Raw genomic sequence first — 19,522 nt, forward strand, 5'->3', positions numbered from 1 at the left:
GCATGATTCGGTCTGCTGTTTTTGTTTGTGTGTTTTTGAACTTGAAAGAAACCAATGAGCGCTATTGTTGATATCGTCGGTCGTGAAATTCTGGACTCCCGCGGCAACCCCACTGTCGAATGCGACGTGTTGCTGGAATCCGGCACCATGGGCCGCGCTGCCGTTCCCAGCGGTGCCTCCACCGGTTCGCGTGAAGCCATCGAGCTGCGCGACGGCGACAAGAAGCGCTACCTCGGCAAGGGCGTGCTCAAGGCCGTGGAACACATCAACACCGAAATCTCCGAAGCCGTGTTGGGCCTGGACGCTTCTGAACAAGCCTTCCTGGACAAGACCCTGATCGACCTGGACGGTACCGAAAACAAGTCCCGCCTGGGCGCCAACGCCATGCTGGCAGTTTCCATGGCTGTGGCCCGTGCCGCTGCCGAAGAAGCCGGTCTGCCCCTGTACCGCTATTTCGGCGGCATGCGCAGCGTGCAAATGCCCGTGCCCATGATGAACGTGATCAACGGCGGCGAGCACGCCAACAACAACCTCGACCTGCAAGAGCTGATGATCATCCCCGTCGGCGCGCCGAGCTTCCGTGAAGCGCTGCGCTGGGGTGCCGAGGTCTTCCACGCGCTCAAGAAGATCCTGCACGACAAGCACATCAGCACCGCCGTGGGCGACGAAGGCGGCTTCGCGCCCAGCGTGGAGAACCATGAGGCCGCGATCCAGATGATTCTGGAAGCCATCGACAAGGCTGGCTATGTGGCCGGTGAGCAAATCGCCCTGGGCCTGGACTGCGCAGCCTCCGAGTTCTACAAGGACGGCAAGTACGTGCTCGAAGGCGAAGGCGGCATAAAGCTGTCCTCCCAAGAATGGACCGATATGCTGGCCACCTGGGTCGACAAGTACCCCATCATCAGCATCGAAGACGGCATGGCCGAAGGCGACTGGGAAGGCTGGAAGATCCTGACGGACCGCCTGGGCAAGAACGTGCAGATCGTGGGTGACGACCTGTTCGTGACCAACACCAAGATCCTGAAAGAAGGCATCGAGAAAGGCATCGCCAACTCGATCCTGATCAAGATCAACCAGATCGGCACGCTGACCGAAACCTTCGCCGCCATTGAAATGGCCAAGTGCGCCGGTTACACCGCGGTGATCAGCCACCGCTCGGGCGAAACCGAAGACTCCACCATCTCCGACATCGCCGTGGGCACCAACGCGGGCCAGATCAAGACCGGCTCCCTGAGCCGTTCGGACCGCATGGCCAAGTACAACCAGCTGCTGCGCATCGAAGAAGACCTGGGCGATGTGGCTGTGTACCCCGGCCGCGCTGCGTTCTACAACCTGCGCTAAACGCCAGGCCTGCCGCCCCGCCATCGCATGAGCACCCGACTTGTTCCAGCTGCGTTGATCGCGTTGTTGGTCATCTTGCATGCCCAGCTGTGGTTCGGGCGCGGCAGCGTTCCCAATGTGTCCCGGCTGACCAGCCAGTTGGACGCCCAGAAGCAGCACAACGCCCAGGCCGCCCTGGCCAACGACAGGTTGGCTGCCGAAATCCATGACCTGCGCGAAGGCCTGGAGATCGTGGAAGAAAAAGCCCGCTCCGAACTGGGCATGGTGAAAGCCAACGAAATTTACGTGCAAGTGGCGCGTTGAGCGGCTTTGATGGCTGCATGAAAATTGCCATCCTGGGCGCTGAATGCAGTGGCAAGTCCACGCTCAGCCATGCACTGGCGGCACCGCTGGCCACCCTCTACCCCAACGTCACCGTCATTGACGAATACCTGCGCAGCTGGTGCGACACCCATGGCCGCCCGCCCCAGGCGCATGAACAGGCCCATGTGGCCCAGACACAGGCACAACGCATCCATGAAGCGTCTGCCGCCTGCGTAATCGCCGACACCACGCCGCTGGTGACCGCGGTGTACAGCGACGTACTGTTCAACGACCCCACGCTGTACCCCGAAGCCATCGCCTTCCAGCGCACGCTGGATGCGACGCTGGTGATGGGACTGGATGTGGAATGGGTGGCCGACGGCATCCAGCGCGATGGACTGGCCATCCGGCAACGCATTGACACACGCTTGCGCGAGATCTTGCTGGCGCACCATTTGCCCTTTGCCAGTGTTTACGGCCAGGGCCCGCAGCGCACCGAGGCGGCCTTGGCGGCCCTGACCCACACGGACACCAAGCACCACGCGCGACAAGATGCCGGCCAGCCTTGGGTATGGGTGTGCGACACCTGCTCCGATGCCGACTGCGAACACCGGCTGTTCAGCCGGTTGACGCAAAGTTCAGTGGGGCGTTGAACCGCCAGCCACGCGCTGCACCGGCTCGGCAAACAGCTCTGCCGCGTCCACCGGGTCAAACCGGTACTGCACGCCGCAGAACTCGCAGGCCACTTCAATGTTCTCGCGCTCGGTCAGGATGGTTTCCACCTCTTCGCGCCCCAGCCCCCCAATCATTCGGGCCACGCGCTCGCGGCTGCAACTGCACACAAAGCGCGGCGCAGTCTCCCCTGTCAAAGGCTCAAAGCGGGCCAGCTGCTCTTCCCAGAACAGGCGGCGCAGGATGGTGTCCACATCCAGGTTCAGCAACTCCTCACGCTTAAGGCTGCTGGCCAGTGTGGCGATGCGGTTGTAGTGCTCGTTCACACCAATCGCATCTTCGTTGTCCTTGGACACCATGCTGCCCGACAGATTGCCCTCGCCGGCCATGGGCAGCCGCTGGATCAGCAGCCCCGCTGCCACCTTGTCGTTGGCCGCAAGCACCAGTGTGGTGTCCAGCTGCTCGCTCTGCAGCATGTAGTGTTCCAGCACCTCGCTCAGCTTTTCAATGGGGCGGCCATGGTCGTCAAACAGGGGCACCACGCCTTGGTAGGGCTGTTGCCCAGGAAATTTGGTTTTGGGATCCAGCGTGATCGCGCAACGCCCCTGGTTGTTGGCATTCACCATCTGGCTCAGCGTCAGGTCAGCCGGCATGTCGCCCGCCACGGTAGCCGTGGCGCGCAGGGTCAGGTCCGACTGCACCTCCACCACGGCCACCTGCACCGGGCCATCGCCAAAAATCTGCAGCACCAGGGCACCATCGAACTTGATGTTGGACTGCATCAGCGTGGCCGCTGCAGTCATCTCGCCCAGCATCTCCTGCACCGGCACCGGGTAGGCTCCAGTCACCGAGTTCGACGCCCGGCGCCGCAGGATTTCCACCCAGGCGTCGGTCAGGCGCACGATGGCACCGCGCACGGGTAAACCTTCAAACAAAAACTTGTGCAATTCAGACATGCACGTCTCCAGTCAAGCCAGGCCTTGGCAGCCCGGCGGGTTAAGCAATTTTCTTCAGTCCGTTTTTGAAACGCAGGGCGTTTTCCACGTAATGCAGCGCGCTGAGACGCAGGCCGGCTTGCTGTTCGGGGGAGAGCTCGCGCACCGCCTTGGCAGGGCTGCCGAGGATCATGGAGCCATCAGGGAATTCCTTGCCCTCGGTCACCAGCGCTCCGGCGCCCACGATGCAGCCCTTGCCGATCTTCGCGCCGTTGAGCACGATGGCGCCAATGCCAATCAACGAGCAATCGCCCACGGTGCAGCCATGCAGCATGACCTTGTGGCCCACGGTTACGTTCTCACCGATGGTCAGTGGCTTGCCGATGTCAGCGTGCAGCACGCTCGCGTCCTGGATGTTAGAGCCCTTGCCGATGCGGATGGTCTCGGTATCCCCGCGCACGACGGCACCGAACCAGACGCTGGCGTCGTCCGCCAGCTCCACATTGCCCATGACCTGGGCGCTGTCGGCCACCCAGGCCGATGCGGCTATGCGGGGTGCTGCACCATCGAGTTCGTAAATGGCCATGTTGTACTTTCAGATGCCTGCAAAACCTAGAATTGTAGAGATGGAACTCCGACGCCGCGCGCTGCACGCCTTTTGCCTCACCGATCCGCTGGAGAAAGCAGTGGCAACGCACGCGCTTTGGGCAAGCGCTTCCACGCTGCCCCTGGACACTGCAGCCACCCTGCCTGCGCCCGAGCAACCCGGGCGGCCGGCCCATCCGCACCTGGTACACCCGCAGGACGTGCCCCGCCGCACGCCGTTTACGGCAGAGGGGCACGCCGCCCTCATGCACTCCATCGCCCACATCGAATTCAACGCCATCAACCTGGCGCTGGATGCAGTCTGGCGCTTTGCCGCCATGCCTCCCGCGTACTACACAGACTGGCTTCGCGTCGCCCAGGAAGAGGCCAAACACTTCCAGTTGCTGCACGCCCACCTCCAGTCCTGCGGCTACCACTATGGGAGCTTTCCGGCCCACGACGGGCTATGGACCATTTGCGACCATACCCGCCACGATGTGGTGGCGCGCATGGCATTGGTGCCGCGCACGATGGAGGCTCGCGGGCTCGACGCGACGCCCCTGATACAAGCCAAACTGCGGAAGGTGGGAAGCCCCTTGGCCCTGCAGGCAACGGCCATTCTGGAGGTGATTCTGGAGGAAGAGGTGGGGCATGTCGCCACGGGCAATCGGTGGTACCACTGGCTTTGTGAACGCCATGCACTGGAACCCGGCGCGTTCTATGCGCAAGCTGCTATCAAACATGCAGCACCCCGTCCTCGCCCGCCATTCAACCTGGATGCCCGCAAGCGGGCAGGCTTCACGGAAGCAGAGATGCGCGCCCTGCAGAACGCGGCATGAGCGCGGACGCCACGTCTAGAATGCGCTGAACATCGCTCTGTGCACCATGCCCGACTCCGCTCTCCCCCCATCCAGCGCTTCCGCCACAGCCTCTATCGCCATAGCGCGCCAGGCAATCCTGGACGCCCAGCGCATGGTGTTTGGCTACGAGCTGTTCGACCGGTCCGTAAAGGTTGACCAACATACGGCGTCAAGTGATGCACAGCTGCTCTTCAACCTGCTGTCCATGGCGGACAACGAGCCGTTGATGGACCGCAAAACCCTGTTCATCAACTGCACCCATGACAGCCTGGCCGGCGGCCACCTGGAACTCGTCGCTCCTGACCACATCGTGTTGGAGATACCCCCGCTGTCCATCTCACAGGTCGACCAGATCAAGACCCGTTTTCCCACATTGCAAACCATACGAAACCGCGGTTTCCGGCTGGCGTTTGACTACTCGATACTCACGCGCTCCTATGAAGACTGGCTGCCCTTGGCCTCCTTCATCAAATTCGACGTCTCCGTGCTCAAGCCACAGGCCGTGGCCTCCTTTATCAAGCTGGCCCAAGCCAAATCAGGCGCGACGCTGATTGCGGAAAAAGTGGAGACCGCGCAGCAGCACGAAATGTTGCAGGAGTTGGGCATTACCCTTTTCCAGGGCTACTGGTTTGCCAAACCGGTACTGGTGGAGGGCCAAACCATACGTCCAGCCCAAGCCACCATCCTGCAGCTCATCAATCTGGTGCGCAAACAGGCCAGCACCAACGAGATCGAGGAAGTACTCAAACGCGATCCCACACTCTCGTTCAACCTGCTGCGCTTCATCAATTCCGCGGGCTTCGGGCTGCGCACCGAAGTCACCTCGTTCAAGCATGCAGTCATGCTGCTGGGACTTAAAAAACTGTTCAAGTGGGCCGCCTTGCTGCTGACCACCTCGCAGGCCGGTGAGACGCCGCCAGCGGTGGGTACCACTGCCGTGGTGCGCGGTCGACTCATGGAACTGCTAGCGGGTGAAACTCTGCCAGCCGAGGAATGTGACAATGCCTTTGTGGTCGGGGTGTTCTCGCTCTTGGACACCCTGCTGGGCATCCCCATGCCTGCGGCGCTGGCCACACTGACGTTGCCCGAGTCCGTCACCAACGCCCTGCTCTACCGTACCGGCCCCTTGGCGGCTTACCTGGCCTTGACCGAAGCCTGCGAGAACGGGGACGATGCCACATTCGCCCAAACCACCGCGGCGCTGGGCCTGAGCAGCAACCAGGTGAACTGGGCCCACCTGCAGGCGCTGGCCTGGGCAGAAACACTGATGGACTGAATCGCTCGCAGCACTAGCCTCGCGGATGGTGCTGCGCGTGCAACGTGGCGAGGCGTTCGCGGGCCACGTGGGTGTAGATGGTGGTCGTGGAAATATCTGCGTGCCCCAACAGCATCTGTACCGAACGCAAATCCGCCCCGTGGTTCAACAAATGGGTGGCAAATGCGTGGCGCAAAGTATGCGGCGACAGGGGCACCCGAATGCCTGCAGCCAACGCATGCTTTTTCACAATGCCCCAAAACATCACCCGTGACATGGCACTCCCCGCCTGCGCGCCCCGCGATGTCACAAACAAATCCTGGGTCTGTTTGGGACCCAGCAGTTCCAGGCGCGCCTGACCCAGGTAGCGCTGCAGCCATTGTGCAGCCACTTCACCAAACGGCACCAGTCGCTCCTTGGACCCCTTGCCCAGCACGCGCAATACCCCCTCGTTCAAGCCCAGGTTCAGCGTACGCAGCGTCACCAGTTCGCTGACGCGCAACCCGCTGGCGTACATCAACTCCAGCATGGTGCGGTCGCGCACGCCCAATGCCGTGCTGGTATCGGGCGCCGCCAGTAGCGCTTCCACCTGGGCTTCGGTCAGTGTCTTGGGTACGCGCAGGGCCTGCTTGGCAGCCTGCAGCTTGAGCGTGGGGTCGGCGACTACCAGCCCCTCGCGCAGAGCCCAACGGAAGTAGCGCCTGAACACGGTCAGGCGCCGATTGGCCGTGGTGGCCTTGGTCTGCGCATGCTGCGCAGCAAAGTAAGCCTGGATGTCGTGCTCCTGCGCCTGTGGCAGGCTGCGCGCCTGCAGCCATTGGGCGAACAGGGTCAGGTCGCGCCGGTAGGCTTGCAACGTATTTTTGGACAGCCCCTCTTCCAGCCACAGAGCGTCGATGAAGGCATCCACCGACGCCGTATCGGCGCTAGCGGGTTCCGTCATTCCAGCTTCAGCTTGGAGGTCTCCACCACTTTCTTGTAGACCTCGTACTCGGCCTTGATCTGGGCCGTGAATTGCTCAGGCGTATTGCCCACGACCAGGGAGCCCGTCTCTTCGATGCGTTTTTTCACGGCTGGGTCCTCCAGCACCTTGCGCACAGCGGCATTGACCTTGTCCACCACGTCCTTGGGCAGGCCTTTGGGGCCGTAAATGCCGTAAAACGCCATGCGGTTCACCGGCTCCAGCCCCACTTCCTTGAAGGTGGGCACATTAGGCAACTGCGACAGACGCTGGGGCGCCGCCACCACGATAGGCACCAGCTTGTTGCTCTGGATGAAAGGCAAAGCCGACGGCAGGTTGTCAAATATCAGCGGGACCTGGCCGCCCACCGTGTCGTTCAGCGCCGGGCCCGCGCCCCGGTAGGGGATATGCGTGATGAACACACCGGCCAGGTTCTTGAAGAGTTCAGTCTGCATGTGGCCAATGCCGCCCGTGCCCGACGAAGCGTACGAATATTGTCCAGGGTGGCTTTTCAGTTCAGCCATAAAGCCTTTGTAGTCCTTGGCCGGAAAGCTGGGGTGGACCGCAATCACATTGGGCGTAGCCGCAATGTTGATGATGGGGGTGAAGTCGGTGAGCGGGTTGTAGGGATTCTTGGGGTTGATGGCCGGGTTGGCAGCCACGGTAGACACTGTGGCAATGCCCAGCGAATACCCATCGGGCACCGCTTTGGCGGTTTCATTTGCGCCGACCACACCACCGCCGCCCGCCTTGTTCTCCACGATCACACTCTGTCCCAGCACCTTGCCCAGCGGGTCGGCAATCACGCGGGCGATGATGTCTGTGGTGCCGCCTGGGGCAAACGGCACCTGCAGCTTGATGATTTTGCTCGGGTAAGCCTGTGCCAGCGCGGCACTTGAGGCAGCCACCAGACCCATGGCGAACAGCAGACGGCGCATGTGATTTCTCCTGTGGAATTTGTCGAATGGTACCCCGCGCAGTTGCCTTCACCATGCTGATTTGCGCCTACGTGGAAACCCGGGTGGCCCCTCCCTGGCTGCTATCCTTGGCCCGTGAATTACGCCCAACTCCTGTTCCCCGATTTCTCCCTGATCCTGTGCGGCTACCTGGTATGCCGCTACACCGCACTGAACCGGCCCGTGTGGGAGCAGGTGGAGTCGCTGGTCTACTACTTCCTGTTCCCGGTGCTGCTGTTCCAGTCCATCGTGAAGAGTCCTTTGGACCTGGGTGCGGCTTCCAGCCTGATTGGTGCGGGCTGGGCCAGCGGACTGGTGGGTATTGGCCTGGCCTATGCCATTCCGCACCTGCCGTGGCTGCGCACCCATGTCGATGCGCGTGACCACGCCTCCAGCGCGCAGATAGCCTTTCGTTTCAACTCCTTCATCGGCCTTGCCATTGCCGACCGCCTCGCGGGCCCCCAGGGCTTGCAACTGATTGCTGTGTTGATTGGTGTGTGCGTGCCGGTATTCAATGTGGCCGCGGTCTGGCCTATGGCGCGACACGCCCAGCGTGGCTTTGCACGCGAACTGCTGCGCAACCCCTTGATCATTGCCACCGCCACAGGCCTGGTGGCAAATCTGTTGGGTTTTTCTGTCCCCACTTGGCTGGAACCCACCGTCAACCGCCTGGGCGCTGCCTCGTTGGCCTTGGGGCTGATGGCCGCCGGGGCCGGAATGCAGCTGGGTGCGCTGGCGCGCGGCAAGGTCCTGGCTGTGGCGGTGATTGCCATCCGCCACCTGCTGACACCGGTGGTGGCCTGGGCCATTGCGCGGACCTTGGGTTTGAGTCCCACACAAACCACCATCCTGCTGGCCTTTTCGGCCCTGCCGACCGCTTCCAGCTGCTATGTGCTGGCGGCACGCATGGGCTATGACGGTGCCTATGTGGCGGCTTTGGTGACCGTGTCAACCATCATGGGCATGGTCAGCCTGCCCTTTGCGCTGGGCGTGCTGCAACGCCTTTGACGCACTAGTACCAGTGCTGCAGCGCCTCGGCGTGCAGCACATGGCGCTGCCCATCCTGAGGCGCCCAGGACTCTGCGCTGCAGGCAGCGCGGGTCAGAAAATCCAGCATCCACAAATGCCGGCGCAACACACGCTGTTGGCGGTGCCCGATGAGCGGGTTGAAGATGCCGTGGCGGCTGAACAGCTGGCGTGGGTTCTTCTTAATCCACAGCCACGAGCCCATTTCCAGCGTGAGCGGCAGAAACACCCGCTGCGGCACCTCACGCGACTGCAGGTACAGGTGGTCCCACAGATCACCATGTGTCAGGTACTGCAGGCTCTGCGGCTCAAACACATAGGGGTGGTGGTTGTAGGTCTGGCGAAAAATTACCTGCAACGCAAACATTTCAGCCAGGTGGTGCAGCGGCTGGCGCGTATGGGCAAACGGGAACCATAGCCGGTCGCTGAGCCCAAAGCCCGAGTGGCAGTCCACTGACATGCTGAAGGCCCGTGGCAGTAGCTCCTGTGCCACCACCTCGCACACGGCCTGGCTTTCCTCCTCCATGGCCGCCCCTGCCACTCCGCGGTACCAGGGTAGCCGGGAACTCAGGCGCTGGCCGCCCACCCAGGTGGGCACGGGCTCCAGCGCGTCCACCGGAGCGTTGCGCATCAGGTCCACACCGCGCGGATTGGCGCGCGTACCCAGTGCCATGCCACCGGGGTTCACCAACGGCATGAACACCAGGCGCAACGATTCCAGCTGGCGGTGCAGCGTGTGGTCCCAGTTCAGGCGCATGACGATGCTGAGCAGGTAGGCCATGACCACCTCCGCGCCAATGCGCTCCAAGCCATGCACACCGCCGAAGAAACCGATGGCCGGCACCTGCGGATCCGGATTGCCCAGCGCAACGGCATACACCGGCAGGCTGGCCCCGCGACAGTCCACCTGCCGCACCACGCGGGTATCCACACGGTCCCCCGCTAGTTGGAGAATCCGCTCCAGTTCGGTCAATGCAGCGAGTGCGCGGTGTTGCAAAACCAGCTCCTTGTTGGGCGCCAGCATAGCCGCGCAACGCCGTTTTCCGGCATCCAGAATACGCCTGATGCCAGCACACCACACTGCCATGAAACCGTCACACTGGCCTCCTAGAGTGGCTGCATCTGCAACCTACCGGGAGCCCACCATGATCCTCAAGCTACTTGGACTGCAACGTCTGCTGGACGAGCTCTTCGAAGACAACTGGCTGGAGCCAGTGGCCTTGATCGAGGTCTGAATGCGCAAACGCACCGCGCCCTCGCGCCCCTTTCTGCTGCCCTGGCTGGCCGTCACGCTGGCGTTGGTGCAGGGCGTGGGTGAACTGCTGGCTTTGCAACGCACCCACCTTCCCCGCAAGCGCCGCTGACCCTACACTGCCCGCATGAAAATATTCAAGCGGCTGGTTCTGGGTTTGCTGGTTGTGGTGGTGCTCGCCGTAGCGGCCCTCACCTGGATGCTGGGCCACCCTCCCAGCCTGAGCGGTCTGGACGCCTTGCGCTGGTCCGCTGCGCCGCCGGCGCCCCATGCGCCGCTGCGTGTCAGTTTTCTGGGCGTGGCCACCGTACTGCTGGACGACGGTGAAACCGCCCTGCTGACCGACGGATTTTTTTCCCGCCCCGACAAACTCACCACCTTCGTGCGCAAGGTAGAGCCTGATGTACTCGGCATTGCCGCCGGATTGCAGCGCGCTGGCATCCCCCAACACACCGGCAAACTCGCTGCAGTGATTCCCCTGCACTCGCACTATGACCACGCCATGGACGCGCCCGAGGTGGCCAAGCGTACCGGTGCCTTGCTCCTGGGCTCGTCCTCCACCGCCATGGTGGGCCGCGGCTGGGGCCTGCCGGAAGCGCAGATCCGCACCGCGCAACTGCGCACGCCCTATACCTTTGGCCGCTTCACGGTGACGCTGTACCCCGCGCTGCACACACCTACGGGGTTTACGGGCGGCGAGATCACCGCACCGCTAGTTCCGCCCGTGCGCGCCACCGAGTACAAGGAAGGCCAGAGCTATGTGGCCCGTATTGAGCACGATGGCCGCACATTGCTGATCACCAGCACGGCGGGTTTTGTGCCCGACGCGCTCCAGGGCGTGCAGGCCGATGTGGTGATGCTGGGTATCGGTGCCATGGGCCCGCGCAGCGAAGAGCACAAAGAAGCTTATTGGCGCGAGACCGTAACGACCGTGGGCGCACGCCGGGTCATCCCCATCCACTGGGACGACTTCTGGATTCCCTCCACCCTGCCCATGCAGCCCATGCCGCCGCCGCTGGACGATTTTGATGCGTCCATCGCTTTTCTGCAGCGCAAGGGCGCGCACGACGGGGTAGAGATACGCCTGCCGCTAGAGTGGAAAGCGATGGATGTGTTTGCGGGGCTACCGCCGCGGGTCAAGTAAGCGCTGGTTGCAGGGCCCACTGCACGTGCTCTTGAACCAGTGGGTCGGGATGGTCGGTGCGGCGCTGCAAGGACTGGACCATGGCGGTGCGTTGCGCTGCGCTCAGGCCCGTGCCATGCAGCGCATTGCCCAGCGCCACGGCCACATTGCGCAGCCAGCGGGCGTGGCCAATGCGGCGAATGGGGCTGCCCTCGGTGTGGCGCAGAAATGTGTCCTCGGTCCAGTCCAGCAGCGTGGCCAGTTGCTCACCAGCCAAGCCTTCGCGGGCGTCGAAGTCGGGCAGGCTGCTGCGCTGGGCAAATTTGTTCCACGGACAGACCAGCTGGCAGTCGTCACAGCCATAGATGCGGTTACCGATCAACGGCCGTAGCTCCAGCGGGATCGGCCCCGCGTGCTCAATCGTCAGGTAGGAGATGCAGCGCCGCGCGTCCAGCCGGTGCGGCGCGATGATGGCCTGTGTGGGGCACACGCTGATGCAGGCGCTGCAGCTGCCGCAGTGCGGCTGCACGGGCGCGCTGTCGGGCAGGGCCATGTCCACATAAATCTCGCCCAAAAAAAACATGGAGCCTGCTTCACGGTTCAGCAGCAATGTGTGCTTGCCGCGCCAGCCCTGGCCGCTGCGCGCGGCCAGCTCGGCCTCCAGCACGGGCGCACTGTCGGTGAACACGCGGTAGCCCAGCGGTCCCATGTGCGCAGCCATAGTGTCGGCCAGCTTTTGCAGGCGGCTGCGCAGCACCTTGTGGTAGTCCCGCCCGCGGGCGTAGAGCGACACAATGCCTTCGCCGGGGCGCTGCAGACGCGCCAGCTCGGTGTCCTGCCAGTCAGGCGCGGTGTCGCGCGGCAGGTAGTCCATGCGCGCGGTGATCACACTCACCGTGCCGGGCACCAGCTCGGCCGGGCGGGCACGTTTGAGGCCGTGGTGGGCCATATAGGCCATATCACCGTGGAATCCTTGCGACAACCAAGCCAATAAACCGGGCTCTGCGGACGACAAATCCACACCGGCCACGCCAATTTGGGAGAATCCAAGTTCCCGGGCCCAGGCCTGGACCTGCACAACCCACGGGTTGCCCTCTTGCCCACTGTCTGATTGAGCGTTGATTTGAGTGCTGTTGATCGTCACCACCCCATTGTAGAAAGCAGCCTGAGCCTGGCATGGGCGGATGAATCGGCCACCCACGCGTTTGCCGCCCACTGGGCCGCGCAGCCCGCGCTGGCCAACGCCTTCATTGCTTTGCATGGCGATCTGGGTGCGGGTAAAACCACCTTGGTGCGCCACCTGCTGCAGGCGCTGGGCGTGACCGGTCGCATCAAGAGCCCCACCTACGCCGTGGTGGAGCCGTATGAACTGGACACGCTCAACATCTGGCACTTTGACTTCTACCGCTTCAGCGACCCACGGGAGTGGGAGGAAGCCGGATTCCGTGACATCTTTGCCAGCCCCGGCCTGAAGCTGGCCGAGTGGCCCGAGAAGGCCGCCGGCATGCTGCCCGTAGCCGATGTAGACCTGCACATCCGCACGCTGGATGACGCCAGCCGCCTGGTGACCCTTACGACGCACACCGCCACGGGTGCGGCCCTGGTGCACCACTTGCCCAAGGTCGCGGCATGAAGCGCCGCACCCTGTTGCAGGCAGGCAGCATCGTGCTGACCCTGGGCGCAGCCGAGCTGGCCCGCGGCGCCACCATCATGACCGTGCGGGTCTGGCCCGCGCCCGAATACTCGCGCGTCACCATCGAGTCCGATGCCTCGCTGGTGACCAAACAGACCTTTGTGCCCAGCCCGCCACGGCTGGCGGTGGACATCGAGGGCATCACACTGAATCCGGCGCTCAAGGAGCTGGTTGCCAAGGTGCAGGCCGACGACCCCAACATCGCCGGCATCCGCGTGGGCCAGTTCACGCCCACCGTGGTGCGCCTGGTGGTAGACCTGAAGCACCCCATCCGGCCGCAAGTGTTTTCGCTGAGCCCGGTGGCGGCCTACCAGCACCGGCTGGTGCTGGACCTGTACCCGGTGAACGAGGTGGACCCGCTGGAGGCCCTGATAGCCGAACGCCTCACCGACAACGCCAAAGCTGCGGCGGCCGCCCCACCCAAGCCCGCCGCCAGCAACGACCCACTGGACGCGCTGATTGCACAGCACACGCAGCGCCCGGCCTCCAGCCCCGTGGCGCCAGGTACCACCACCGCCCAAAACGCTCCTAAAACAGGAGCTGCCCGCGCAGATTCCACGGGGGCTAGTGGCCAAAATAGTTCCAAACCACCAGTCGCGACAGCTCCGGCAGCCTCCGCCACGGAACGCCTGATCATCATCGCGCTGGACCCCGGCCACGGCGGCGAAGATCCCGGCGCCATCGGCCCCGGTGGCACGCGGGAAAAGGACGTGGTGCTGAAGCTGGCACACCTGCTGCGCGAGCGCATCAACAACGCCAGCGTCAACGGCAACGCCATGCGCGCCTACCTCACGCGCGATGCCGACTTCTTCGTGCCGCTGGGCACGCGCGTGCAAAAGGCGCGCCGCGTGCAGGCCGACCTGTTTGTGAGCCTGCATGCCGATGCCTTCTTCACGCCTGACCCGCAGGGAGCCAGCGTGTTCGCGCTGAGCCAGGGTGGCGCCTCCAGCAGCGCGGCGCGCTGGATGGCGGCCAAGGAGAACAAGGCCGACCTGATTGGTGGCCTGAACGTGAAGGCCAAGGACGCTACGGTGCTGCGCGCGCTGCTGGACATGAGCACCACCGCCCAGATCAACGACAGCCTCAAGCTGGGCAGCAACCTGCTGGGCGAAATCAGGCGCGTGGGCAAGTTGCACAAACCCAAGGTGGAACAAGCCGCGTTTGCCGTGCTCAAGGCGCCTGACATTCCCAGCGTGCTGGTGGAGGCCGCCTTCATCAGCAACCCCAGCGAAGAGGTCAAGCTCAACAGCGAGGACTACCAGAACCAGCTGGCCGATGCGCTGATGCGCGGCATTGAGAGCTACTTTGCCAAGAACCCTCCCCTGGCCCGCAATCGCACGACCAGCTAACCCTTCAGCGTGCACCGCAACGGGGTGTATCAGGCCCGAAAAGGCGGCCAAATCACCGCTTAATTCGGCTATTACAACTAGGTGCTAACCCTAGACTGACTCCCTCAATAACGTTACCGAAGGGAGGTTGTCATGGTTCAGGCAAGCTGCGTTTCAACGCTGGGGGTTCCGTCGGAGATTTTGCCGTTCAAGGTGGAGATCGCGTCCCAGGCCCAGATGGAAGGTGTGATCCAACTGCGCGCTGCCTCCTATGGCAAACACCTCCCCGAACTGGGCGCCAAGCTGCGTGAACCCGAAGCCGCCGACTTTGAGCCGGGCTGCGAAGTCTTCATTGCCACCTCCAAGCTGGATGGCTCCATGCTCGGCACCCTGCGCACGCATGCCAACGTGGTCAAGCCCCTGCCCCTGCAGCATTCGCTGAAATTGCCCATCCGCTTCCGTGGCAGCCGCATGGTGGAGACCACCCGCCTCTGCGTGAAGGGCAACCCCAATTCATCGTTGGTCCGCACCGCCCTCTTCAAGGCGCTGCACAGCTACTGCCTGGCGCACAACGTGGACTGGATGATGGCCACCGGCCGCAAGCCCGTGGACCGCATCTACGACAGCCTGTATTTTTCCGATGTGGGCGACGCGGGAGTTTTCTATCCCATGACGTTCACGGGCGGTGTGCCGCACCGGGTCATGCACCTGGCGCCCCAAGCGGTCAAACCGCTGTGGCACGCCGCGCAGCACAGCCTGCACCGCTTCTTCTTTGAAACCCATCACCCGGATATCGATCTTTCCGCCGCCAAGCCCTTGGCACCTGCCTGGCATTGCCCGGAGATGGATGCGCCACAAGCCGCAGCCGAAGACAGACTGGTGGCCGCTGACAGCCACGCCGACTGGAAGGTTTCTGCCGCCATGGCCCTGTAAAGCCACAGCGTCCCAGGTCAGTGCAGGGTACCCAGCGTGGATTCCTGAAACAGGGACATGGTGGCATCTGCATTGGTCTGCAGTAGCTTCACGAAGGCAAGGATCTCGGCGTCCTCGATGAAATCGGCACCGCTGCGAGCCGCCAGGATGTTCTCGGGCATCACGGGTTTGCTGATCCCGTAGCCCTGCGCGTAGTCAATGCCCGCGTCCACCAGCGCCCGGATGGTGGCCAGGTCTTCAGCAAACTCACCCACGGACTTCATGCCCAGGCTGCTCACCAACCCGCCAATAGCCACGATGATGGCCATGCCCGACTGGCTGCGTGCCGCGTCGCGCACCAGCGAGCCATCGAGCTTGAGCGCGTCTACCGACAGCCCCTTGAGGTAGCCAAACGAGGAATACCCGGCGCCGAAGTCATCCAGCCCCACCTTGGCGCCCATGGCACGCACGCGGTCGATGAAGCGCTGCATGTTGCGCATGTCGGTGATGGCCACGGTCTCGGTGATTTCGATGCAGATCTTGGACAAGGCCTGCGGGTGTTGCTCGAACAGTGCAAACAGCTCCGCGGTGAACGACTCGTCATTGAGCGAGCCACCCGACAGGTTGACTCCCACAAAGTGGGTGTGCCGCAGTGCCTGCGCGTGGCGCTCCAGCCAGTCGATGGCCGTGGTCACCACCCAGCGATCGATGATGGCGGTTTTGCCATGGGCCTCCGCCGCTTCGATGATGGTGCCCGCCCCCACCACGCTGCCATCGGGCTTGCGCAGACGTACCAGCACCTCAAAGTTCAACGAATCAAAGGGCCTGCTTAGCGACAACTCCGGCTGCATCATCAGGAACAGGCCCTGGGGCGTTTCGCCACGCTCCAGACAGTTGATGAGGTCCAGCTCGTCCTGGTGCTGCTGGAAGAATCGGTCGCCCGATTCCATCACCACCAGCCGCTGGTTGCTGCGCTTCTTGGCCATGCGGCACAGCGTGTCGGCCGCCGACACAATGTCTTTCAGCGAGGACTGGCCAAACTGAGCGGTCTCCACCAGCCCGCCAGAAACATCCAGCGAAAAACTCTGGTTGTCGATCTGGAACGGTGCCGAGCCGATCAGCATGGCAATGCTGTTGCAACTGGCTTCGCTCTCGGCCATGCTGGCGCGGGAAAACACCACGACGAATTCGTCCCCGCCCACGCGGGCCAGCATGTCATGGCGCTGCAGCACGCTGCCCATGCGCTCGGCCACCTGCACCAGCACATTGTCACCAGCCGTGTGGCCGTACAGATCGTTGATCAGCTTGAAGCGGTCCAGGTCAAAGTAGGCCAGCGCGGTGGATTCGTAGCCCACCTTGGCCGTTTCCATGGCCAGGCCTCGCAGGTTCAGGCAACCGGTCAACGGGTCGTGGCTGGCCAGGTACTCCAGCCGCTCGGTGACCTGCACGCGCTCGGTAATGTCTTGCAGTGAGCACTCGATGGTGTTGCCATCCACCGTGGAGGCCTTGATGGCAAACCAGCTGTTGCCCGAGGCACGGGGCAAGAGGGTCTGGGTTTGCAGCTCGATGGAGGTGCTACCGCGGGCACTGTGCAGTGCCACGATCTGCTGCACCACGGTTGCATCAAACAGCTGCTGCAAGGACAAGGGCCCATCCACCGCAATGCGCCGCACCATGGCGTGGAATGCCGGGTTGGCCTTCATGATCTGCGCACCCGCCCCGATGGTGAACAGGCCGATGGGCGAATCCTGGTACGCCGCTTCCAGCAGCTTTTGGGCGCGCAGGTTCTGCAGGCGGTGCGAACGCATGTGCTCAGCCACCGCCGCAGAGGCCAGCAGTGCAGACGCAATGGCGGCAGTCACGCTGTTGAGCCCGGCCAACAACAGACGTTGGCCGGTGGCGGCCGCCACCACTTCGTTCATGCTTGCCACCAGCGTGACAATGATGGATGCCGCGTACCAGGCAGCCACGCGGGAGTGCGTATGGCGCAGGATCTTGGCCAAGTACACGATCATCAATACCACCACCGAGGCTGTGGCAACCCAGAGAATCGGCAAGGTGTGCTCGTACGACAGGAACGGGCAGGCCACGATGACGGCCACTGCACTGAGCTGGTGCAGCCGTAGCAGCCAGCCCGCCTTGACATCCTGCAGCTCGGCCTTGAACAGGGCGCTGAACAGGCCGATGGTCATGGCGTAGTACATGCACAGGGTCCATTGGCGCATGGGCGTGAACCAAGCCGGGTCGATGGCCCCGCCCAGCAGCTCTACATCGGTGCCGGCGGACAGGCCCGCCATCCGCATATTGAGCAGCAGCCACCCCACAAAGGTCCAGTACAGGGCACTGCGGTTCACCACTGCCGTCAGCAACATGAAGATCGCCAGCACGCCGATGCCGGCCTCCAGCATCACACCGGTTTTCTGGTGCGAGACCTGGGCCTGGTCCAACGCATGGGGCTCCCAGGCATCCACCGAAATCTTGGCGGGCCCCCGGTAGGCCGCACGGCACAGCAAATCCCAGGGGGCAGCGGTGTCAGCGGGCTGCAGCGAGAACCCGGCCCGGCTGCGCTGCAAGCCACCGGAGACCGCGAAACGGTTGGCATCCCCCAACGACAAACCGGTCTGCAGGTTCCAGCAGCTCAGCGCAGTGGCATGGCGGGAGGGGAAATCAATCTCCCACGGGTGGTCTACGGGGCTTTGCGGCACATGCACCGAGAACCAGAAACTGTTGGTCGAGAGGTGGGTCTCTGCGGAAGCAACCACGGGGGCAGCCCGCAGCTGCTGTTGGACACGGTCGAGGGCCGCCACATCCACGGGCTCGGTTTCCTCCCACACCTGAATCGGCAGAGCGACGCCGCTTGCCATGTCTGCATGCCCCAATTGCCACAACAACGCCAGACCGGCCAACGTGACGAGTACAGCCGGAAACACCAGTGTGGTTAATCGGATCAGCAGGGTTTCAACGACTTTTCCCGCCATGCCTTTGTTCTATGCTCCGTGTGTCTGACCCAAAGCCAGACCCGAAATGGTTTCGTGGAAGTGGCGTGCGACTGCACGCGTCTTCTACTATGCCATGAGAACGGAGCTCAACTAGCGGTCTTGAAACGTGACTTGAGTGCGCCGGCGCAGATCACCAAGCCGGGAATCAGGATCATCGCCCAGATGATCTTGTCCAGGTGGGCCTTGACCCAAGGGAAATTGCCAAAAAAGTAACCGATGGTGACGATCCCGCCCACCCACAGCGTCCCACCCACGACGTCGAACAACGTGAACTTGGAGCGTGTCATCTGCGCCACACCCGCCACGAACGGCGCAAAGGTACGCAGAAATGGCATGAAGCGCGCAGCAATGATGGTGACACCGCCGTACTTTTCGTAGAACGCATGGGCCTGGTTGAAAGCCTGCTTGTTGAAGAAGCGCGAGTCTTCCCACTGGAACACCTTGGGGCCAATGAAACGACCGATCGCGTAGTTGCTCTGGTTGCCCAGAACGGCCGCCGCCAGCAGCAGCCCCACAGACATGGTGTAGTCCATCAAGCCCGCGCCGCACATGGCCCCCACCACAAACAGCAGTGAATCGCCGGGCAAAAACGGCATGACCACGACGCCGGTTTCCACAAAGATGATGGCAAACAGCAGCGCGTAGACCCACAGGCCGTAGTTCTGGACGAACACCTCCAGGTATTTGTCTACATGCAGGATGAAGTCGAGAAGCGAGGCAATGAGTTCCATGGGCGTGGATTATCCCCGCCCGCCACGGCCAGGCCGTGACACCCCAGAATCTGTGGGGCCTCCTGCCGGATCAGGCGAAGACGTTGAGTTTGGCGACCGCCTGCTTGAAACCGCCAAAGCGGCTTGCGGGTAATGTTTGCGTGGCAGTGCTGGCGCCGGAAGCGCCCCCCATGCCTGCCTTGGTCACATCAAAGTCCCGCAGGATGTTGACTGCCGAGGCTACAAACTGCTCGGCCGGTGTCTGGTCCACTGCGGCGCTGGCGCGGCGCGCAATCACGCCGTCGCGCGTGTAAACGCCGCTGGCCGCCGCCTTTTGGCCACTGTCCAGCGCCAGGGTCACGCCCGCCGGGGCCGCTGCGGGCTCCGTGGGCGGAGTGGACTCTACCGCCGCAGCCTTGCGTGCCGGCGCGACAGCTGGCCCCGCTGCAGGCGCACGCGCCCTGCCCGTGTCCTGCTGCGACAGGGCATCCGGTGCGGCCGATGCGCCGGGCGTGGTGGGTGGAAAAATAAGGTTCAGGCGGTTGATGTGCATGGCGGGCCCCACAAGGGATGTGCTTCCCCACAGTGTCGCCATGGCTGCGGCCGCCCAG

At 63.2% G+C, this 19,522-nt stretch carries 20 protein-coding genes; 11 read left to right on the top strand and 9 right to left on the bottom strand.

What is annotated here, in order from left to right; translation table 11 throughout:
* The first annotated feature begins 54 nt into the window (after positions 1–54).
* Genes eno through AC07OE_RS07030 form a run of 3 tightly spaced genes read left to right on the top strand, consistent with a single transcriptional unit; the run spans position 55 to position 2,297 of the window.
* Entirely contained in the window at positions 55–1,341 is a 1,287-nt protein-coding gene (gene eno / locus AC07OE_RS07020) for a phosphopyruvate hydratase (RefSeq protein ID WP_495069846.1), read from the top strand.
* Positions 1,342–1,368: 27 nt separating this feature from the next.
* Positions 1,369–1,644, top strand: coding sequence for a septum formation initiator family protein (locus tag AC07OE_RS07025; protein ID WP_495069847.1), 276 nt, complete (start codon positions 1,369–1,371; stop codon positions 1,642–1,644).
* A gap of 17 nt (positions 1,645–1,661) precedes the next feature.
* Complete coding sequence (locus AC07OE_RS07030) at positions 1,662–2,297, top strand: AAA family ATPase (RefSeq protein WP_495069848.1); 636 nt, start codon at positions 1,662–1,664, stop codon at positions 2,295–2,297.
* On the opposite strand, the gene hslO is transcribed toward AC07OE_RS07030, so the two are convergent.
* On the bottom strand, positions 2,283–3,272 hold the full coding sequence (gene hslO, locus AC07OE_RS07035) for an Hsp33 family molecular chaperone HslO (protein WP_495069849.1): 990 nt from the start codon (positions 3,270–3,272) through the stop codon (positions 2,283–2,285). The genes AC07OE_RS07030 and hslO overlap by 15 nt on opposite strands.
* 40 nt (positions 3,273–3,312) lie before the next feature.
* A complete protein-coding gene (locus AC07OE_RS07040) occupies positions 3,313–3,837 on the bottom strand; it encodes a gamma carbonic anhydrase family protein (protein ID WP_495069850.1) in 525 nt (174 codons plus the stop codon).
* 40 nt (positions 3,838–3,877) lie between these two features.
* Here AC07OE_RS07040 and AC07OE_RS07045 point away from each other — a divergent pair, with 40 nt between their 5' ends.
* Together AC07OE_RS07045 and AC07OE_RS07050 are read left to right on the top strand one after the other, a co-directional pair.
* The gene (locus AC07OE_RS07045; RefSeq protein WP_495069851.1) at positions 3,878–4,675 is read left to right on the top strand and encodes a ferritin-like domain-containing protein; all 798 of its coding nucleotides are present in this window, start codon (positions 3,878–3,880) and stop codon (positions 4,673–4,675) included.
* 46 nt (positions 4,676–4,721) lie between these two features.
* The gene (locus AC07OE_RS07050; protein ID WP_495069852.1) at positions 4,722–5,972 is read left to right on the top strand and encodes an EAL and HDOD domain-containing protein; all 1,251 of its coding nucleotides are present in this window, start codon (positions 4,722–4,724) and stop codon (positions 5,970–5,972) included.
* A 13-nt stretch (positions 5,973–5,985) separates the two neighbouring features.
* Here AC07OE_RS07050 and xerD read toward each other — a convergent pair whose 3' ends face one another.
* Both xerD and AC07OE_RS07060 read right to left on the bottom strand, forming a co-directional pair.
* Positions 5,986–6,894, bottom strand: a complete 909-nt coding sequence (gene xerD, locus AC07OE_RS07055) for a site-specific tyrosine recombinase XerD (protein ID WP_495069853.1) — start codon at positions 6,892–6,894, stop codon at positions 5,986–5,988.
* The gene (locus tag AC07OE_RS07060; protein WP_495069854.1) at positions 6,891–7,850 is read right to left on the bottom strand and encodes a tripartite tricarboxylate transporter substrate binding protein BugE; all 960 of its coding nucleotides are present in this window, start codon (positions 7,848–7,850) and stop codon (positions 6,891–6,893) included. Before AC07OE_RS07060 ends, xerD begins: the two co-directional genes overlap by 4 nt.
* A gap of 114 nt (positions 7,851–7,964) precedes the next feature.
* On the opposite strand from AC07OE_RS07060, the gene AC07OE_RS07065 reads away from it, so the two are divergent.
* Positions 7,965–8,876: an AEC family transporter gene (locus AC07OE_RS07065; RefSeq protein ID WP_495069855.1), complete on the top strand. Its 912-nt coding sequence runs from the start codon at positions 7,965–7,967 to the stop codon at positions 8,874–8,876.
* 4 nt (positions 8,877–8,880) lie between these two features.
* On the opposite strand, the gene AC07OE_RS07070 is transcribed toward AC07OE_RS07065, so the two are convergent.
* Positions 8,881–9,918 carry a M14 family zinc carboxypeptidase gene (locus AC07OE_RS07070; protein WP_495069856.1) on the bottom strand — a complete coding sequence of 346 codons (1,038 nt, stop codon included), beginning with the start codon at positions 9,916–9,918 and terminating at the stop codon, positions 8,881–8,883.
* A 211-nt stretch (positions 9,919–10,129) separates the two neighbouring features.
* Here AC07OE_RS07070 and AC07OE_RS07075 point away from each other — a divergent pair, with 211 nt between their 5' ends.
* Positions 10,130–10,258 (top strand): hypothetical protein, encoded by a 129-nt coding sequence (locus AC07OE_RS07075; RefSeq protein WP_495069857.1) that lies wholly within the window; start codon positions 10,130–10,132, stop codon positions 10,256–10,258.
* A 15-nt stretch (positions 10,259–10,273) separates the two neighbouring features.
* Complete coding sequence (locus tag AC07OE_RS07080) at positions 10,274–11,290, top strand: MBL fold metallo-hydrolase (RefSeq protein ID WP_495069858.1); 1,017 nt, start codon at positions 10,274–10,276, stop codon at positions 11,288–11,290.
* On the opposite strand, the gene queG is transcribed toward AC07OE_RS07080, so the two are convergent.
* Positions 11,283–12,347, bottom strand: coding sequence for a tRNA epoxyqueuosine(34) reductase QueG (gene queG / locus AC07OE_RS07085; RefSeq protein WP_495070083.1), 1,065 nt, complete (start codon positions 12,345–12,347; stop codon positions 11,283–11,285). The genes AC07OE_RS07080 and queG overlap by 8 nt on opposite strands.
* 45 nt (positions 12,348–12,392) lie before the next feature.
* On the opposite strand from queG, the gene tsaE reads away from it, so the two are divergent.
* The 3 genes from tsaE (at position 12,393) to AC07OE_RS07100 (ending at position 15,223) form a co-directional block, all read left to right on the top strand.
* Positions 12,393–12,902, top strand: a complete 510-nt coding sequence (gene tsaE / locus AC07OE_RS07090) for a tRNA (adenosine(37)-N6)-threonylcarbamoyltransferase complex ATPase subunit type 1 TsaE (protein ID WP_495069859.1) — start codon at positions 12,393–12,395, stop codon at positions 12,900–12,902.
* Positions 12,899–14,311 (top strand): N-acetylmuramoyl-L-alanine amidase, encoded by a 1,413-nt coding sequence (locus AC07OE_RS07095; RefSeq protein WP_495069860.1) that lies wholly within the window; start codon positions 12,899–12,901, stop codon positions 14,309–14,311. The genes tsaE and AC07OE_RS07095 overlap by 4 nt, the downstream gene beginning before the upstream one ends.
* Before the next feature lie 132 nt (positions 14,312–14,443).
* On the top strand, positions 14,444–15,223 hold the full coding sequence (locus AC07OE_RS07100) for an N-acyl amino acid synthase FeeM domain-containing protein (RefSeq protein WP_495069861.1): 780 nt from the start codon (positions 14,444–14,446) through the stop codon (positions 15,221–15,223).
* 17 nt (positions 15,224–15,240) lie between these two features.
* Here AC07OE_RS07100 and AC07OE_RS07105 read toward each other — a convergent pair whose 3' ends face one another.
* The 3 genes from AC07OE_RS07105 to AC07OE_RS07115 form a co-directional block, all read right to left on the bottom strand.
* Positions 15,241–18,180: a putative bifunctional diguanylate cyclase/phosphodiesterase gene (locus AC07OE_RS07105; protein ID WP_495069862.1), complete on the bottom strand. Its 2,940-nt coding sequence runs from the start codon at positions 18,178–18,180 to the stop codon at positions 15,241–15,243.
* A gap of 107 nt (positions 18,181–18,287) precedes the next feature.
* Positions 18,288–18,932, bottom strand: coding sequence for a VTT domain-containing protein (locus tag AC07OE_RS07110; protein ID WP_495069863.1), 645 nt, complete (start codon positions 18,930–18,932; stop codon positions 18,288–18,290).
* Between the two features lie 70 nt (positions 18,933–19,002).
* The gene (locus AC07OE_RS07115; RefSeq protein ID WP_495069864.1) at positions 19,003–19,464 is read right to left on the bottom strand and encodes a hypothetical protein; all 462 of its coding nucleotides are present in this window, start codon (positions 19,462–19,464) and stop codon (positions 19,003–19,005) included.
* Between the last annotated feature and the right edge of the window lie 58 nt (positions 19,465–19,522).

It is taken from the genome of Rhodoferax sp. GW821-FHT09E07, assembly GCF_059416145.1.

Coding starts and splice junctions, on each gene's coding strand:
- AC07OE_RS07025 (WP_495069847.1), top strand. CDS start 1,369: ATGAGCACCCGACTTGTTCCAGCTGCGTTGATCGCGTTGTTGGTCATC.
- AC07OE_RS07075 (WP_495069857.1), top strand. CDS start 10,130: ATGCGCAAACGCACCGCGCCCTCGCGCCCCTTTCTGCTGCCCTGGCTG.
- AC07OE_RS07050 (WP_495069852.1), top strand. CDS start 4,722: ATGCCCGACTCCGCTCTCCCCCCATCCAGCGCTTCCGCCACAGCCTCT.
- AC07OE_RS07070 (WP_495069856.1), bottom strand. CDS start 9,918: ATGCTGGCGCCCAACAAGGAGCTGGTTTTGCAACACCGCGCACTCGCT.
- xerD (WP_495069853.1), bottom strand. CDS start 6,894: ATGACGGAACCCGCTAGCGCCGATACGGCGTCGGTGGATGCCTTCATC.
- AC07OE_RS07105 (WP_495069862.1), bottom strand. CDS start 18,180: ATGGCGGGAAAAGTCGTTGAAACCCTGCTGATCCGATTAACCACACTG.
- AC07OE_RS07110 (WP_495069863.1), bottom strand. CDS start 18,932: ATGGAACTCATTGCCTCGCTTCTCGACTTCATCCTGCATGTAGACAAA.
- AC07OE_RS07030 (WP_495069848.1), top strand. CDS start 1,662: ATGAAAATTGCCATCCTGGGCGCTGAATGCAGTGGCAAGTCCACGCTC.
- AC07OE_RS07060 (WP_495069854.1), bottom strand. CDS start 7,850: ATGCGCCGTCTGCTGTTCGCCATGGGTCTGGTGGCTGCCTCAAGTGCC.
- AC07OE_RS07095 (WP_495069860.1), top strand. CDS start 12,899: ATGAAGCGCCGCACCCTGTTGCAGGCAGGCAGCATCGTGCTGACCCTG.
- AC07OE_RS07115 (WP_495069864.1), bottom strand. CDS start 19,464: ATGCACATCAACCGCCTGAACCTTATTTTTCCACCCACCACGCCCGGC.
- AC07OE_RS07100 (WP_495069861.1), top strand. CDS start 14,444: ATGGTTCAGGCAAGCTGCGTTTCAACGCTGGGGGTTCCGTCGGAGATT.
- AC07OE_RS07045 (WP_495069851.1), top strand. CDS start 3,878: ATGGAACTCCGACGCCGCGCGCTGCACGCCTTTTGCCTCACCGATCCG.
- hslO (WP_495069849.1), bottom strand. CDS start 3,272: ATGTCTGAATTGCACAAGTTTTTGTTTGAAGGTTTACCCGTGCGCGGT.
- eno (WP_495069846.1), top strand. CDS start 55: ATGAGCGCTATTGTTGATATCGTCGGTCGTGAAATTCTGGACTCCCGC.
- AC07OE_RS07040 (WP_495069850.1), bottom strand. CDS start 3,837: ATGGCCATTTACGAACTCGATGGTGCAGCACCCCGCATAGCCGCATCG.
- AC07OE_RS07080 (WP_495069858.1), top strand. CDS start 10,274: ATGAAAATATTCAAGCGGCTGGTTCTGGGTTTGCTGGTTGTGGTGGTG.